The 14,542-nt window shown below is 67.6% G+C and carries 18 protein-coding genes; 5 read left to right on the top strand and 13 right to left on the bottom strand.

The features are described from left to right. Positions 1-279: 279 nt before the first annotated feature. Both AMD30_RS14925 and AMD30_RS14930 read right to left on the bottom strand, forming a co-directional pair. Positions 280-894: a hypothetical protein gene (locus AMD30_RS14925; protein ID WP_055476148.1), complete on the bottom strand. Its 615-nt coding sequence runs from the start codon at positions 892-894 to the stop codon at positions 280-282. A 61-nt stretch (positions 895-955) separates the two neighbouring features. Then, complete coding sequence (locus tag AMD30_RS14930) at positions 956-1,138, bottom strand: hypothetical protein (RefSeq protein WP_010843691.1); 183 nt, start codon at positions 1,136-1,138, stop codon at positions 956-958. A 194-nt stretch (positions 1,139-1,332) separates the two neighbouring features. Here AMD30_RS14930 and AMD30_RS14935 point away from each other — a divergent pair, with 194 nt between their 5' ends. Then, entirely contained in the window at positions 1,333-1,752 is a 420-nt protein-coding gene (locus AMD30_RS14935; protein WP_010843692.1) for a DoxX family protein, read from the top strand. Here AMD30_RS14935 and AMD30_RS14940 read toward each other — a convergent pair. The 4 genes from AMD30_RS14940 to AMD30_RS14955 form a co-directional block, all read right to left on the bottom strand. Beyond that, entirely contained in the window at positions 1,749-3,221 is a 1,473-nt protein-coding gene (locus tag AMD30_RS14940) for a DHA2 family efflux MFS transporter permease subunit (protein ID WP_055476149.1), read from the bottom strand. The two genes, AMD30_RS14935 and AMD30_RS14940, sit on opposite strands and share 4 nt — an antisense overlap. A 42-nt stretch (positions 3,222-3,263) precedes the next feature. Further along, positions 3,264-3,800 carry an alpha/beta fold hydrolase gene (locus tag AMD30_RS14945; RefSeq protein ID WP_055476150.1) on the bottom strand — a complete coding sequence of 179 codons (537 nt, stop codon included), beginning with the start codon at positions 3,798-3,800 and terminating at the stop codon, positions 3,264-3,266. A gap of 65 nt (positions 3,801-3,865) precedes the next feature. Then, positions 3,866-4,273, bottom strand: a complete 408-nt coding sequence (locus AMD30_RS14950) for an SRPBCC family protein (RefSeq protein ID WP_156354265.1) — start codon at positions 4,271-4,273, stop codon at positions 3,866-3,868. Positions 4,274-4,335: 62 nt separating this feature from the next. Then, positions 4,336-5,061, bottom strand: coding sequence for a GAF and ANTAR domain-containing protein (locus AMD30_RS14955; protein ID WP_055476151.1), 726 nt, complete (start codon positions 5,059-5,061; stop codon positions 4,336-4,338). Positions 5,062-5,235: 174 nt separating this feature from the next. On the opposite strand from AMD30_RS14955, the gene AMD30_RS14960 reads away from it, so the two are divergent. Next, a complete protein-coding gene (locus AMD30_RS14960) occupies positions 5,236-5,958 on the top strand; it encodes a cutinase family protein (protein ID WP_010843699.1) in 723 nt (240 codons plus the stop codon). 19 nt (positions 5,959-5,977) lie between these two features. Here AMD30_RS14960 and AMD30_RS14965 read toward each other — a convergent pair whose 3' ends face one another. The 7 genes from AMD30_RS14965 to AMD30_RS14995 form a co-directional block, all read right to left on the bottom strand. Further along, entirely contained in the window at positions 5,978-6,262 is a 285-nt protein-coding gene (locus AMD30_RS14965) for a hypothetical protein (protein ID WP_014928233.1), read from the bottom strand. A 146-nt stretch (positions 6,263-6,408) separates the two neighbouring features. Next, a complete protein-coding gene (locus AMD30_RS14970) occupies positions 6,409-7,827 on the bottom strand; it encodes a cytochrome P450 (RefSeq protein ID WP_055476197.1) in 1,419 nt (472 codons plus the stop codon). A gap of 65 nt (positions 7,828-7,892) precedes the next feature. Continuing rightward, a complete protein-coding gene (locus tag AMD30_RS14975) occupies positions 7,893-8,246 on the bottom strand; it encodes a PRC-barrel domain-containing protein (RefSeq protein ID WP_014928235.1) in 354 nt (117 codons plus the stop codon). Next, on the bottom strand, positions 8,243-8,611 hold the full coding sequence (locus AMD30_RS14980; protein ID WP_010843703.1) for a PRC-barrel domain-containing protein: 369 nt from the start codon (positions 8,609-8,611) through the stop codon (positions 8,243-8,245). The genes AMD30_RS14975 and AMD30_RS14980 overlap by 4 nt, the downstream gene beginning before the upstream one ends. Continuing rightward, the gene (locus AMD30_RS14985) at positions 8,608-9,837 is read right to left on the bottom strand and encodes an Nramp family divalent metal transporter (RefSeq protein ID WP_055476152.1); all 1,230 of its coding nucleotides are present in this window, start codon (positions 9,835-9,837) and stop codon (positions 8,608-8,610) included. The genes AMD30_RS14980 and AMD30_RS14985 overlap by 4 nt, the downstream gene beginning before the upstream one ends. 4 nt (positions 9,838-9,841) lie before the next feature. Continuing rightward, on the bottom strand, positions 9,842-10,333 hold the full coding sequence (locus tag AMD30_RS14990; RefSeq protein ID WP_055476153.1) for a hypothetical protein: 492 nt from the start codon (positions 10,331-10,333) through the stop codon (positions 9,842-9,844). A gap of 125 nt (positions 10,334-10,458) precedes the next feature. Further along, a complete protein-coding gene (locus tag AMD30_RS14995) occupies positions 10,459-11,103 on the bottom strand; it encodes a TetR/AcrR family transcriptional regulator (protein WP_055476154.1) in 645 nt (214 codons plus the stop codon). A 128-nt stretch (positions 11,104-11,231) separates the two neighbouring features. Here AMD30_RS14995 and AMD30_RS15000 point away from each other — a divergent pair, with 128 nt between their 5' ends. From AMD30_RS15000 to AMD30_RS15010, 3 genes are all read left to right on the top strand, one after another. Beyond that, entirely contained in the window at positions 11,232-12,254 is a 1,023-nt protein-coding gene (locus AMD30_RS15000) for an alpha/beta fold hydrolase (protein ID WP_055476155.1), read from the top strand. Positions 12,255-12,318: 64 nt separating this feature from the next. Beyond that, complete coding sequence (locus AMD30_RS15005; RefSeq protein ID WP_055476156.1) at positions 12,319-13,416, top strand: Rieske 2Fe-2S domain-containing protein; 1,098 nt, start codon at positions 12,319-12,321, stop codon at positions 13,414-13,416. A gap of 27 nt (positions 13,417-13,443) precedes the next feature. Further along, the gene (locus tag AMD30_RS15010; protein WP_055476157.1) at positions 13,444-14,529 is read left to right on the top strand and encodes an NAD(P)H-dependent amine dehydrogenase family protein; all 1,086 of its coding nucleotides are present in this window, start codon (positions 13,444-13,446) and stop codon (positions 14,527-14,529) included. Positions 14,530-14,542 lie beyond the last annotated feature (13 nt).

Consider the following 14,542-nt stretch of genomic DNA (forward strand, 5'->3'; position numbering starts at 1 on the left):
CCCGAGCCCTTACACGTCACATCCGGGAACATCGCCACGACACCGGCCGGCGTTCGATCGCCCTTGTTCAGCCGGTCGGACGGTTCGACCATTCACAAGCCGCAGTTCACGTCGCGTAGCGGTCTCCTAGCAACCCGCCGCTTCAGCACTGCAACCTCGAACTATGACGCGCCGGCCGGGGAGCAGTGCTGGCCTGAGGATTCTGACAAGTTAGTGAGAACCCACAGGTGACAAGATCATGAGAAACCCCAGTTCGCGACTGACAAAGAGGATGAGATCCTACAGGGCCGTGGGCACCCACGCGAACCCGTCCGGATCGGTCAGTTCCCCGGCGTCGCCGCCGATCACCAGCCGATGGGAACCCGAACCGCCCGCGGGAACACCCGCATCCTTGGCCGCGGCCTTGCGGCCGTACAGCGCGAGCTTGATCGAGCCGGGTCCGCTCTCGAACTCCACGTACTTCCGGCCGAAACTCTTGGCCACGGCGAATCCGTGGCTCACGTAGAACTGTTTGGTGGCCGCGACGTCGTCGACGCCGAGCAGCAGGACCAGATCGTCGACCTTACGTTCCGGCGCGCCAGTCGGCTTCTTCGACGAAGTGGCGACCTTCCAGATCGTGCCGTCGGGCGCCTGGACCACGCCGCCATATCCCCAGAAGGACTTCTTGGCCGGTTTGAGGACGGTGGCGCCGGCGTCGAACGCCGGTTGGAGGAAGGAGTCGGCGACCGTCGGATCGGCGACGACGAGCGAGACCACGAAGCCGCGGAAGCCCGTCGTCGGTGAATCTCCCGCGCGAAGGCGCAACCGGTCACCGAGTCCGAAAGCCTTGTCGTAGAACGTCTGTGCCGCCGCAATGTCGGAGACTTCGAGTGTGAGTGCGTTGATGTTCGTCATGCTTCGACGCTAAGACGTCGAGCCGCCCGGATGCTTCTCGATTCCTGACCGGTCGCGAACCTCAGGTGAGGTCGACCGCGGCCCGGGTGACGACGACGACGATCTGGGCGATCACCAGGACCGCGACGGCGACGAGGAACGCCGCGGTGGTGACCACGACGCCGGCCGCACCTCGCACTACGTCGGACATCGAGTGCAGCCACGGGGCGGAAAGTCGGTGCGGCTGTGCGGTGTCGAGTGTCATGGGCGGTCCTCTGCGAGCAACGAGCAACCCCGGTCGGAGTGGCCGGGGTCACAACATGCAATCACAGGTGGGTACTTCTGTGCCAGAAAATCCCCAAGACCCACGACGACGCGAAGTCACCGATGCCGGCCGTCCGAAACCTCTTCCGCCACGAAGTGCGGTAGAACCGAACCCACCCCCATCGAGGAGCCTGCATGTCGATCGTCACGCCGACCACCACTCGTCAGCCGCTGGGCCGGGCCATCGCGCGGATCGCCCTGGGAGCCGTACTGGCGATCGCCGGCGTCGGCCATCTCACCGTCCAGCGCGAAGAATTCCAGGCGCAGGTGCCCGACTGGGTGCCGTTCAGCAAGGACTTCGTGGTGCTGGCTTCCGGCGGGGTCGAGATCGCTCTGGGCGCCGCGCTCATCGCGCTGCCCCGTCACCGCAAGGTGGTGTCGTGGATCGTGGCCGCGTTCTTCGTCGTCATCTTCCCCGGCAACATCAACCAGTACGTCGAGCACATCGACGCCTTCGGCCTCGACACCGACGAGAAGCGACTGACGCGACTGTTCTTCCAGCCCGTCCTCGTACTCTGGGCCATCGCGGCCGGCACCGGCGAACGTCGCGACTAACCCGCCCGGGTCGCCGCATCCTGGCAGGCGGTGTCCATGCCCGCCCGCACCTGGGGCCGCACGTCGGTGCTCGACCTGATCGTGCACGCCGCGACGAGACCGCCGACCGCGCAGAACGCCGCGCAGATGTACATCGCCATACGGAAACCGTCGCCGAGCGGATCCCCGGGCCCGGCATCGATCCCAGCCACGGCCGGCAGCACGGCCACCGCCAGCAGACCCGCGAGCCGCGCCACCGCATTGTTCACGCCCGACGCGGTTCCGGCGAGTTCGTCGTCGACGGCGGCGAGTGCCGCCGAGGTGAGGGGCGCGACGGTCACCGTCATCCCGAGCCCGAACAGCAACACTCCCGGCAGGACGGCATCCACGTATCCCGAGCCGGGCTCGACCCGGGACATCAGCGCGAACCCGCCGGCCGCGATGAGCGGGCCGACCGTCATCGGCAGCCGAGGCCCGGTGCGCTGCGCGAGTCTGCCGACCAGCGGCGACCCGAACAGCATGATGAACGTGCTCGGGAACATCGCCGCGCCGGCCTCCAACGCCGAGTAGCCGAGACTCTGCTGCAGTTGCAGCGCCAGCAGGAACAGCGCACCACCGAGCGCCGCATAGACGAGGAGCGTCGTCAGGTTGGCGCCGGTGAACTGCGACGAGCGGAACAGTCCGAGCGGCAGGAGCGGCGCCTCGACCCGTGACTCGATCACCACGAAACCGACGAGCGACACGACACCGGTCACCCCGGCGGCGAGGGTTGCGCCGCTCCACCCGGTCGACGGCCCCTCGATCAGCGCATAGATCACGCCGGCGAGACCGACGGTCATCGCGATCGCGCCCGCGATGTCGAGCCGGGCGTCGGACGGCGCGCCCCGCGATTCGGGCACGTGCCGGACCGCGATCCACAGCGCGCCCAGGGCGAGCGGCACGCTCAGCAGGAACGTCCATCGCCACGACGCCGCGTCGACGAGCCAGCCGCCGAGGAATGGTCCGAGCGCGGTGGTCGCGCCGGACATCCCGGCCCACAAGCCCACGGCAGCGCCCCGGTCGGACGGCTGGATCTCGGCGTTGATCAGCGCCAGACTTCCGGGGACCACGGCGGCCGCGGCGATCCCCTGCACGATCCGCGCGACGACGAGCAGCTCGACGGTCGGTGCCAGCCCGCACGCGACCGTCGCCACCGCGAACACACCCAGACCACCTGCGAACACCAGCCGGCGCCCGTACCGGTCACCGGCGACGCCACCGATGAGCAACAGCGAGCTCAGCGTCAGCAGATACCCGTCGAGCACCCACTGCTGACCGCGCAAGCCCGTGTCGAGGTCACGCGCGATGGCCGGTAGTGCGACGTTGACGACGGTCCCGTCGATGAAGGCGACGCCCGAACCGAGGACCGCGGCGACGATCAACCATCGACCCGCCGGCGACGCGGCCGGCACCCCTCGGGACCCGGTCTCGGCCGAGCCGTGCTCGCTCATCGGTTGTCGTCCATGTGTGCCCTCCGGACCTGGGTCGCGTACCTACCCAGGGTCGGGGCCACCTCGCCCGCGCGCAAGCACATCGGCGAGCCCGTCGAACTGGTGGCCGCCCATCGGGTGCCGCTGCACCGTCGCCGCCGGGAGGAGCGCCGTGTTCAGATCCAGATGTTCGACGGGCACCACGTCGTCGTCGATGCAGTGGTGGAGGGAGAGAGTCAGCCCTCCGTGGCTCGGGAGCGAGTGGTCGGCCAGTACGTACTGGGGAACATCCCAGCCTTCCGGTCCCCAGTTCGGCATCGCAAGCAGCACAACGTTTCTCGGTTCTGGTACGCCGTCCGCCGTGAGGACGTGCAGCAGTACCGTCGCACCGAAGGAATGCGCGACGACGAGATCGTCGGCACCCAACCCGACGAGGTGCTGTCGGATCGGTCGAGCCCACGCCTCGATCGACATGTCGTCGTCGGAGAACCTCGGCATGTCGAGACACGCGCCAAAGGCAGCCGACAACGAGTCCGCGAGCGGCCCGTCCTCGACGTAACCGCCCGCACCGTGGATGAAGAACAGTCGACGCTGGGGCATGGGATCTCCTCGAAGTCGCGTTCGGTCATCAAGGTTGACTTCGGCGCGTGGCCGTTCTCATCGCCTCACCGTGCAGTCGGACCGCCCGCCTCCAGCAGCGACTTGAGCTGTGCGAGGTCCTTCTCCACCATCTGGGTGTCGCGGTCGAACTCGTCGTCGGACATGGCCAGCTGCCGGATGGTGAAGACCACCTCCGCGCCCTGCGGATGCGCCAGCACGCGCAGCGGGTTGAGCACGGTGTCCCCGGTGGGGAGCACGACCTCGTGGTCGACGACGCCGAGTGTGTTCCGCGGGACGAACCGTACGGTGACGGTGCCCATCGGCGACTCGACGAGGAGTTCGTCACCACGCCGGGTCACCTCCGACGTCGCCAGCCCAGCGGCCCATCGCGGCAGGTTGTCGGGTTCGGCCGCGAAGTCGTAGACCCTCGCGGGCTCGGCGTTGATGACCACGCTCACATGCCGGCTGCGCATGAGCCCAACCTAGCCGGTGCACAGTCGACGTAAAACGGCGCCCAGTCGACGGAAGACCGGGATCAGGACGGCGAGCCGTTTCCCGCCTCGACGGGCTCGGCGAGTTCCCGCTCGATGAGCTGTTCGGCGACCTTGGCCAGCGGCGTGTTGGTGTCCTGGGACAGCCGCCGGAGCAGCGCGAACGCTTGGACCGCGTCGATGCGGAAGCGGTACATGATCATGCCCTTGGCCTGGCCGATCACGTCCCGGCTCGCCAGGGCGCTCTGGAAATGCTGCTGCTGGCGAGCCGCCCGCAGCGCCAGTGCGGCATGGGTCGCGAACAGGAGCCCGATCTCCAGGGATTCCTCCCCGAACACGTCGGTCTCGTCGGAGAAGACGTTGAGCGCACCGATGGTTCCCTTGTCGGTGAACAACTTGAACGACAGGCTCGAGCGCAGCGGCGTCTCGTCGATGACCCGGGCGGAGAACGCCGGGAACCGCTCGTCGCGACGGATGTCGTTGACGAGCACGGTGTGATGGTCCCAGGCGGCCTGCAGGCACGGACCCTCCCCGGTTTCCCGCTGGATCCGGTCGGCCTCGTTCATCAGCGGATCGGTCGGCGCGAGCGTGTCGAAGTTCTTCTTCTGGTCGACCACCAGGACACCTGCGTGCTCCGCGCCGGGCACATACTGGACAGCCCCGGCGGTGATCGACTCCAGGACCCTACCGGTGGTGTCCTCGGTGGTCTCCGGCACCGCATGCATCTGCCGCGCCAGTTCGGCGATCTTGAAATGCACATCTGCGTCCACCGGCACTCACCTCTGCTTCGAGCGGCCGGTCGAGTCCGGCACGTCACGTGATCCTACAAAATCCATGGGCTGGTCATCGGGGTCCTTCGTTGCGCACCCGGTCGCGGATGGGTGTGGACTCCCTCGTTCTTTGAGACGATGAGGCCCTTACCCCGCCGCGCTGTGATCTCTACCATGGGGCGGGTGATCAAACGCCTGAGTGTTTCCGTCCTCTGTGTCATCGCTGCGATCACGGGGGCGGTGGCCGTCGGAACACCGACCGCGCAGGCCGCACCATCGTGCTCCGACGTCGAGGTGGTGTTCGCGCGCGGCACCGTCGAGACGTCTCCGCCGCTGGGTCTCACCGGCATCTCCTTCGTCGAGGCCGTTCGCTCGCAGCTGCCGGGCAAGTCCGTCAGCTCCTACGGCGTCCCCTACCCCGCGAGCGACAAGTTCGACAATCGGCTGAAGTTCGCCCAGACGGTCGCCGACGGCGTCCGCACCACGCAGAACCGCATCAAGTACCTGGCGGCGAAGTGCCCGGGTACCAAGGTCGTCCTCGGCGGTTACTCCCAGGGCGCCGTCGTCGCGGGATACTCCGTCCACGCGGGACTCGACCTGCCGGCGCGGTACGCCACCTACGACCGGTTCGTCCCGCCGCCGCTGCCGGCGAACATGGCCCGCAATGTCGCCGCGATCGTGCTCTACGGCGCCCCGTCGGATCGGTTCATCGACGACATCGGCGCTCCCCCGGTCAAGGTCGCCGCGCCGTACCGCAGCCGCACGGTTCGCTACTGCATCCCCGGTGACACCATCTGCGACGGAGCTCCGGTCGGCGGTCCCAACGCCCTGCACGTGCTGTACTCGGTGAACGGTATGACGCTGGAGGGCGCCCGATACGTCGCCCGGCGCGTCTGACCGGAGAAGTTCACACGGCTCAGAAGTCCGGCGCCGGCACGACTTTCGCGAAAGTCCTGCCGGCGTCGGACTTCTCCGCTTGATAGACGAGAGCGAGCTCGGCACGCTCGAAGTTGCGGAACCACTCGTCCCAGCTGATGTGCTCGAGGCACTCGTCGGCGGTCCGGCCGGTGAAGTCGATACGGAGCACTCCGGTTCCGCCGACGCTTCTGACGTCGCGAACGCGCGCCGGCACACCCTGATGGGTGGTCACCCATTCCCGGATCTCGTCGTGATCGCGCGTCGTCTTGCAGTGAGACCCCATCGGTCGTCTCCTATCGTGCCGCACCGAACCCAGCCTTGGGCACCCCGGTTCTCCCGGTCACGACCAGCCCACTTCTCGGACTCCGGTGTCGTTCCCGCTCGCGAACCGCTCGTCGGTTCGGTGTCCTTACCCAACAAGCGCTTTGGTCAATCGTGCGGACGGGAGATTTCTCGCGTCGACCCCGGCACGGCTCGGAGCTCGATCCTCAGGCCGAAGTGGTCCAGCGAGTGCGGCATGTCCACGACACCGGCTCGCGCCCGTGGCGAGAGCACGTTGTCGTCGAGATCGACGTCGCGGCAGATCGCCGCCAGCACTGCCGTGGCGAACATCAGCACCACATTGCGTCCCGGGCATACGCCCGGCCCGTCGCTGAACGGGACGACGCCGGCGAGTTCCTGAGCTCGTCCATCTGTCCAGGCGTCCGGGGTGAAGCGCTGTGCGAAGTCCATCGCATCGTCGTCGCGCTGGAAGAACTCCCCGATCACGATCGTGGTCGCGCCCTCGGCGACGACGCCGCCGTCCCACGGGACATCCCGGGTCGCCTCCCGCAGGATGGCGAGGGTCGTCGGCCACAGACGCAGGGATTCGAGGACGGTCGCCCGAAGTGTCGGCAGGACCCGAGGCACCGCGGAGTCCACAACCGCGGCCTCCGTTCGGGCGGCGGCCGCGGTCACGGGGTGGGACGCGAGCAGTGCGAGTGCCCGATGGATGGCCACCGCGACGGCGTCGAACGCGAACAGCCAGTGCGGGATCTGACCGATCGGGTCCAACGAGCCGGGCTTGCCCACCGCGTCGCGGACCACTGCGGCCAACGAGTCCTCGAGAGCCGCGGCCACCAGATGGTCCAGACGTCGTCGGAAGTTGTTGTAGGTGGCGGATCGACGAGGGAAGGCGTACCCCCAGTTGGCGTCTCGTCGGAGCACCGTCAGCAGGTCCGTCACCGTCTCGTCGTCACGCGCTGCATCCCCGAAGACGAAGCGGCGCACCGTGCGCCAGTGTGCGACCACGTAGGTGTCCCAGGTGAGACGGCCCTCGGGGAGGGTCGGGAGCAGTTCCGCGACTTCGGATTCGATGATCTCCCCACACCGCCGGTGAAGAGAGTGCACGTCCGCCGATGTCTGCAGGGCGAGTTCGTTCAGCTCCCGCCTCGCCTGCCGATGCCGGTTGTCCGAGATCAGCACACCCGTCGGCTGAAACCGGGAGAGTGCTGCGACCTTCTCCTTCGACGCAGGGGTGAAGGGTTCCGGCGTGCCGTGGAGGGTTGCCGTCACCGCCGGCGGGCGCAGCGCGAGCACCATCGAGCGCGGAAAGGTCAGAGCCAGCGCGTCGGCGTCGTGGCGGGACCGCAGGCCGTTGAGTACCCGGGCGGCCCGGCCGTGGGTGTCGAATCGCCCACCGAGGCGGACCATCGTCTTCCGGCGCGCCACAACACCTTCGGCGATCACCGGGGCGAGCACGCCGAGCAGGACTCGCCCGGTGTCCCCGAGCCCCGCGCGGGCCAGGCGCGGTGTCGTTGTCACCGCACCGCCGCTGTCCTGCACGCCATCATCGCGTCCCTGCGTCATCAGCGACAACACTCCCATCGCAGAGTATTCACGCCGGGCGGACCGCGGCGTCGGCCGTCCCAGATCTACCCGTCGACCGGGCGCCCCAAACCGTCGGCGTGCGCGGTGTCCAGCGAGGCGTCGAGGCGACGGAAACCGTCCCGGACACACACCGCCCCGTCCTCGACGGAAGTCACGTCCGCCCACGGGATGAGCACCGTGCCGCGATGCAGCCAGGCGAAGAACCGGTTGAGCGCCCAGGGCCGCGAGACGCCCTGGCGCTCGTAGCCGAGGAAGGACACGCGGTTTCGGCGGTTGACGAGCAACCCGACGAGCCGCAGTTCGTCGTCCTCCACCTCGAAGCGGAGGTCGATCACGTGACCGAGGTGATCGCCGCCGGAATCGTGGACGGCACAGCTCAACAGGTCGCTGGCGATCATCGCTGCCCACTTCCCGGGATACGCGCGACGATGTGGTCCCGGCACCATCGTTCGGGCCACGCGAGCTCGAGATCGTCCTGCTTGTCGTCGATCGCGACCCGGACGTCGATGTCGCGGACGCGGTCGAACGGGATCCGGTCGAGCTCGCTCACATGCGGACCTCCGCCGATGAGTCGATAGAAGAGCGCCCGTCCGGTGAGCAGCGCGGACACCCGCGGCGGTCCGTCGTCGGGCATGTCGATCTCGACGTCGTCGACGACGCCGAGCGGCACACCGTCCCGGTCGTGGATCTGCCTGTCCAGCAGATGAAGGCGGAGGTCGATCGTGGTGCGGCGCGACAGCCGACGGTCGTCGTCGGAGCTCATCTTCCTGCCCCCGTCACGATCAGCAACGGTATCGCCGCCACCGAGGCGACCACGATGATGCCCAGATAGATGGTTCCGAAGAAGTTCAGCACTCGTCCGTTCACATTGTCTCCCATGTATTCCCGATCGTTCGCCACGACGAGGATCGGCAGGTAGGTCAGTGGCAGGGCGACCGCGGAGAAGACGACCGAGTACTCGGTGACCATGATCGGGTCGACCCCGGTGAGGAGGATCAGGACACCCCCGAGAAGGAACACGATGATCACCAGGTGGAAGCGGGCTGCCTGACGCGGCTTCTTGGCCGCGCCCCACGGCCACCCCGCGTACTGGGCGATGGTGTAACCGGTCGACAACGCCGTCTCCAAGGCCGCACCCGTCGTGGCCGCGACCAGCCCGATGATGGCGAACGACAGTGCCAGTTGCCCGCCGGCCTGGACGACCGGCAACACGACCTGCGACAACGAGTCCACCGAGATGTCGGCCGGCATCAGGTACAGCGCTGCGACACCGGCGATCGCGATCGACCCCAGACCCCCGAGCGGGAAGCCGATCAGCACATTCCATCGCTCACGGGCGAGATCCTTGCGCCGCCAGCCTTCTTCGATGCCACCGGAGGAGAAGAAGAACACCTCGTACGGTGTCATGGCCGCACCGAACAGCGCGATGGCGTAGTACCAGTACGTCGGTACCGATTCCTGCGACGGGATGGCGGGCGCGGTGATCTGATCCCAGACCTGGCCCCAGGGCGGTTGCAACAGGAAGAAGACCACGCCGAACACCGCCAGGCACAGCCCCAACAGGCCCGTCACGTTCTCCATGATCTTGAAGTTGGCGCGCCACACGATGATCCAGACGCCGAACGCGGCGACGGGCACCCACAGCAACGGTGCGACCCCACTGGCCAGCTGCAGAGCGAGAGCGATACCGCCGATCTCGGCGGTGAGGGTGAGACCGGTGACGAACAGCGATGCGACCAGGTTGGCGGCGCCCATGCGGGGACCGAGCCGTTCCCGGATGATCTCGAAAGTGCTCCGGCCGCTCACCGCGGCGACCCGTCCCGACATCTCGGCGAACAGGCAGATCCCGATGACGCCGACCACCACGACCCATACCAGGCCGAACCCGAACCGGGAGCCGACGACCGCGTTGGTCACGATGTCACCGATGTCGAGGAAGCCGCCGATGGCGGTCAGGATGCCGAGAGCGACGCCGATGACGTTCTTCACCGGCTCATCCCCTCGCACCGGCCGCGGAACGCGGATCGTCGACGAAGCGCTGCAGCCGTTCGCCGATCTCGGTGAGCGCGCCGAGCGAGTCGGACACCCGTGGGTCCGCCCGTTCGAGCAGCGTCACCGACCGCGCCGCCACGAGCACCCGGGTGGCCTCTGCCATCGCGTCCTCGGCCCCGGCCCGCATCGGCTCGTCCGCGACGTCGTCGATGTCGAGGTTGACGACCGCTCCATAGGCGGACAGCGACTGCTCGATCAGGTCGTCGAAGAGGACGCGAACGTACTGTCGCGGTGCACGACCCTCGGCCCACGAACGCAGCCCTTCCTCTCCGGAAGCAACCGCGCTGACCACGTCACCGGACGAGTGCGAGAGTTCGGCCGTCACGCCACCGGGCTGCCGGGCGCATCCGGCGAGCAGGAGGAGACACAGCACGCACGTCAACGCCCGGCGCATCGCGAACGATTCGGCCCTCGGCCCGGTCGGCAGAAGCATCACCGTCCCCTTCTGTGAAGGCGTGACATTCCGGACGCGGGATAACCCAACCGGCCTGCGACGAAACCAGACGAGGGAGCCGCCGACAGCGGCACCGGGTCCTGAACGCTGCTCCCCGCCTGCGCTCAGGCCGCGAGAAGCGCGACGATGGCCCTGGCCAGGCCGCGGCGGGCGAGTTGCTGATCCTGGAAGGTGCCGAGCTGCTTCTCCGACACCAGTCCCCGCATGGCCCCGGGGAGGAATGCCGCCACCTCGCGCACACGTTCGGGATCGACGTCCAGGTCGGCGAACGCTCGCTGGCACGAGTCGATCCACGACGGCCCCCAAGAAGCGAACTCGGCTGCGGTCTTGGGGAACTGCCGGCGCAGCTCGTCCGGATCCCGCGGCAGTGCCGCCCGAAGTGTCTCGATCGCCCGCGATTCGGGCGCGGTCAGCCCGTCGTACATGAGGTCGACGATGGCCGCGACCCGCTGGTCCAGTGGCGCTTCGGGTTTCACACTCACCGGGAGGTCGCCGCGATGCTCGGCAGTGCGGTGCAGCACCGCGGCCCACAGACCGTCGATGTCGTCGAACTGGTACTTGATCGCACCCCACGTGGCGCCGATGTCCTTGGCGATGCGGTTGCCCGACACCGATGCCGGGTCACCCGACGCCAGCGAGGTGATCGCGGCGTCGAGCATCGCGTCGCGCGTCGCCTGCCCACGACGATTGACTCGTCGGACGGCTGTCGCGGGGCCGTCGGCCGGCATGCCGGAGTCCGAGGTGGGCATGGTCGCCGATCGTAGCCGGATGGCCGACGCCGTGACCGGCGAGATGTTTCGTTTGCGAACGAGGGGTTACCCGGTTTGTATCATTGGGCGTCTGCTGTGACGCGTGTCACGGGGTCGAGGAGGACACCATGAGTGTGAGCGGAGCAGCCGTCGCCCGTCGGGCCCGGTCGCGACTGAGTCCGGCAGAAGCACGTCGACGACTCCGCCGGCGGCAGTACGTCGACGCCCTCTTCAACTCGAGAGAACCGGACAGGACGTCGTGGGCGGTCACCGACGACGGCGCACGTCTCCGGGTCCACCATCACGGCCCTTCGGGGGCTCCTGTTCTGGTGCTCATCCACGGGTGGTCGTGCTGCATCGAATACTGGAATCCGCAGATCAACGCCCTCGCCGAGCGCTATCACGTCATCGCATACGACCAGCGCGGACACGGCGACAGCACGTGGGGCCGGCGGAAGTTCGATTCCGATGTGCTCGCCGACGACCTGCACACGGTTGTCTCCCAGACGGTTCCGGACGGTTCGAAAGCGGTCTTCGTCGGGCACAGCATGGGCGGCATCACGCTCCAGGCGTGGGCACACCGGCACCGGCAACAGGCTGAGGACCGCGCCGCCGCAATGGTTCTCGCCAACACGACCTGGGGCGGGATCGCCACCGAGAGTCGTGTCCTGCCGTTCGTCAACGGCCCCATCAAGGCACCGCTGTGGTTGCTGCAGATGGCCCTGGCGGTGCCGCTCCCCCTACCCGGCGACCGATTCACGAGAAGTGTGATCCGGCATCGCATCCTGAACAGCCGGTCGGCGACCGCCGATCATGCCGCGTTCGTCCTGGCGATGACCCGCTCGTGCACGCCGAGCTCCCGCGCCAAGGCCGCGGTCGCCCTTCTGCAGTTGGCGATGGGCCCCACCGGCGCCGAAGCGATCTCGGTGCCCACCACGGTGATCGGTGGTCGGCACGACCTGCTCCTCCCACATGCGATGACCCAGCGCATCGCCCATGCGCTGTCGGTTCGCGGCCAACTCGACCGCCTCGTCGTCCTCGACACCGGCCATGCGTCGAACATCGAGGCCGCCGAGGACTTCACCGCGGAGATACACCGCGTCATGCATACGGCGTCGCCGAGTCCGGAGATCACCGAAACCGCCAGCTGACCAGGCGCGATACTTTTCATAGAACCCTCTTGCATTCTGCGGCGACGAGACCTACCGTTGCCGCATGGCGAGAACGCCCCTCTCGATGACACCCACTGGCTGGTTCCAGGTCGCCTGGTGCTCGGAGATCCCGGTGAGGTCGGTCCACACCATGAAGTACTTCGGGCGCGAGATGGTGGCGTGGCGATCCGCGTCCGGCACGGTCTCCGTCTTCGACGCCTTCTGCGAGCACCTCGGCGCCCACCTCGGACACGGCGGCCACGTCGAGGGCGAGAACCTGGTCTGCCCGTTCCACGGCTGGGAGTGGAATCGCGAGGGTCGCAACGTGTGCATCCCGTACGAACGACACCCCAACCGGGGGCGTCGCATCCGCAGCTACCCCGTCGTCGAACGCAACGAGGCCGTCTGGATCTGGCACGACATCGACGGACGCCCACCGCATTTCGACGTGCCCGACATCTTCGGCGACTTCGGCGACGACCGCACCGCGGCCGACTACTACCCGCCGGTCCCGGAGGCCACCCTCTTCCGGCCGGGACTCGAGATCCATCCGCAGTACATCATGGAGAACGGCGTCGACTTCGCCCATTTCAAGTTCGTCCACAAGACACCGTTCATGCCGGAGTTCACGCGGCACGACTTCGGCGGACCGGTGTCCTACGTCGACTTCACCATCGCCTTCGACGAAGGTGCGACGCTCGAAAATGCCACGAGCGGAGTCGAATCCATCAATGCCGGGCTGGGCTGTTCGGTCACCAAGAGCTGGGGCATGGTCGACAATCGCACGATGCCGGCGGTCACCCCGGTCGACGAGCACACCTCCGACGTCCGGTTCACCGTGTGGATCGGCCGCAAGCCGGGCGAGGAAACCGGCGAGATCACCCGCTACGGCACCATCATGGCCGATCTCGTCATCGAGCAGTTCGCCGCCGACATCGACATCTGGGCGCACCAGCGCTACTCCGATCCGCCCGCGCTGTCCCGCAAGGAGTTCGAAGGCTTCACCGCCCTCCGGAACTGGGCGCGTCAGTTCTACCCCGGCGGTGGACCCGACGGTGCCGATCCCTCGTCACCGAGCGGCGCGGTGACCCCGACGGGCGAGGAGTTCGTCCGCATCCGCCGATCCGAGCTCGACGCGCTGCGCGCCGCCGCGCAGCCCTGACAAGTCGCTCCGCCGAAAGGATCTCCCATGACCGCCGCCGAACGCATCCGGGTCTTCCAAGTCGCCACCGGAAATCTGGGCACCGAGATGATCGGACGCATCCGATCCCACCCCGACCTCGAACTGGTCGGCCTGCATTGCTACACGCCCGACAAGATCGGACGCGACGCCGGCGAGATCGTCGGGCTCGATCCGGTCGGGGTGACGGCCACGGGCACGGTGGACGAGATCATCGCCGCGCGTCCGGATGTGCTCACATTCCACGGCGTGTTCCCCGACGAGGACCTCTACGTCGAAGTCCTCGAGGCCGGGATCGACATCGTGACCACCGCGGACTGGATCACCGGCTTCCATCGCGACACCAATCACCCGCACCATTCCGGCCGCAAGGTCAGCGACGTCATCGCCGAGGCCTGCGCACGCGGTGGCGCCACCTTCTACGGCACCGGCATGAATCCCGGCCTGGCGCAGATTCTCGGCATCGTGCACACCGCCGACGTGGCCGACATCGAGAACGTCACGGTCATCGAATCCGTCGACGTCTCGTGTCACCACTCCGTCGACACCTGGAAGGCTGTCGGATACGGCCTGCCGGTCGACGACCCGAGCATCCCCGACTCGCTGTACAAGTACACCGCGGTGTTCGCTGACTCGGTCTATCTGATGGCCGACGCCTTCGAACTCGAACTCGACGAGGTGGCGTTCTCCTACGAGCTGGGCGCCTGCACCAAGGACGTCGACCTCGGCTGGTATCAGCTGCCGCAGGGTTCACTCGGTGGCAGCCACATCAAGTACCAGGGCATGGTCGACGGGGTGGCCCGCGTCGAGTCCCATCTCGAATGGCAGATGACCCCGCACACCGACCCGTCGTGGAACATCCAGGCCTGCTACATCACCCAGGTCACCGGCGACCCCAACATCTATTCCAAACACATGATCTTCCCGCGCAAGGGCTTCGACCTCTCCAAGCCGGAGAACTTCGCCTCGATCGGCATGACGGTCACCGGGCTGCCCGCCCTGAACGCCATCCGCTCGGTCGTCGAGGCCGCTCCGGGAATCGTCACGAGCACCGACCTCCCGCTGCGGTCGTTCGCCGGACGGTTCGCGATCTGACGAGAGTCGCTGC

Source organism: Gordonia sp. HS-NH1, from assembly GCF_001418765.1.
Classification (GTDB): Bacteria; Actinomycetota; Actinomycetes; order Mycobacteriales; family Mycobacteriaceae; genus Gordonia.

What these genes read in the sequence shown, in the direction of transcription:
- AMD30_RS14925 (WP_055476148.1), bottom strand. Translation starts at nt 894, where the DNA reads ATGACGAACATCAACGCACTCACACTCGAAGTCTCCGACATTGCGGCG.
- AMD30_RS15000 (WP_055476155.1), top strand. Translation starts at nt 11,232, where the DNA reads ATGAGTGTGAGCGGAGCAGCCGTCGCCCGTCGGGCCCGGTCGCGACTG.
- AMD30_RS14965 (WP_014928233.1), bottom strand. Translation starts at nt 6,262, where the DNA reads ATGGGGTCTCACTGCAAGACGACGCGCGATCACGACGAGATCCGGGAA.
- AMD30_RS15005 (WP_055476156.1), top strand. Translation starts at nt 12,319, where the DNA reads ATGGCGAGAACGCCCCTCTCGATGACACCCACTGGCTGGTTCCAGGTC.
- AMD30_RS14945 (WP_055476150.1), bottom strand. Translation starts at nt 3,800, where the DNA reads ATGCCCCAGCGTCGACTGTTCTTCATCCACGGTGCGGGCGGTTACGTC.
- AMD30_RS14930 (WP_010843691.1), bottom strand. Translation starts at nt 1,138, where the DNA reads ATGACACTCGACACCGCACAGCCGCACCGACTTTCCGCCCCGTGGCTG.
- AMD30_RS15010 (WP_055476157.1), top strand. Translation starts at nt 13,444, where the DNA reads ATGACCGCCGCCGAACGCATCCGGGTCTTCCAAGTCGCCACCGGAAAT.
- AMD30_RS14940 (WP_055476149.1), bottom strand. Translation starts at nt 3,221, where the DNA reads ATGAGCGAGCACGGCTCGGCCGAGACCGGGTCCCGAGGGGTGCCGGCC.
- AMD30_RS14990 (WP_055476153.1), bottom strand. Translation starts at nt 10,333, where the DNA reads ATGCTTCTGCCGACCGGGCCGAGGGCCGAATCGTTCGCGATGCGCCGG.
- AMD30_RS14975 (WP_014928235.1), bottom strand. Translation starts at nt 8,246, where the DNA reads ATGATCGCCAGCGACCTGTTGAGCTGTGCCGTCCACGATTCCGGCGGC.
- AMD30_RS14995 (WP_055476154.1), bottom strand. Translation starts at nt 11,103, where the DNA reads ATGCCCACCTCGGACTCCGGCATGCCGGCCGACGGCCCCGCGACAGCC.
- AMD30_RS14970 (WP_055476197.1), bottom strand. Translation starts at nt 7,827, where the DNA reads ATGACGCAGGGACGCGATGATGGCGTGCAGGACAGCGGCGGTGCGGTG.
- AMD30_RS14980 (WP_010843703.1), bottom strand. Translation starts at nt 8,611, where the DNA reads ATGAGCTCCGACGACGACCGTCGGCTGTCGCGCCGCACCACGATCGAC.
- AMD30_RS14960 (WP_010843699.1), top strand. Translation starts at nt 5,236, where the DNA reads ATGGGGCGGGTGATCAAACGCCTGAGTGTTTCCGTCCTCTGTGTCATC.
- AMD30_RS14935 (WP_010843692.1), top strand. Translation starts at nt 1,333, where the DNA reads ATGTCGATCGTCACGCCGACCACCACTCGTCAGCCGCTGGGCCGGGCC.
- AMD30_RS14950 (WP_156354265.1), bottom strand. Translation starts at nt 4,273, where the DNA reads ATGCGCAGCCGGCATGTGAGCGTGGTCATCAACGCCGAGCCCGCGAGG.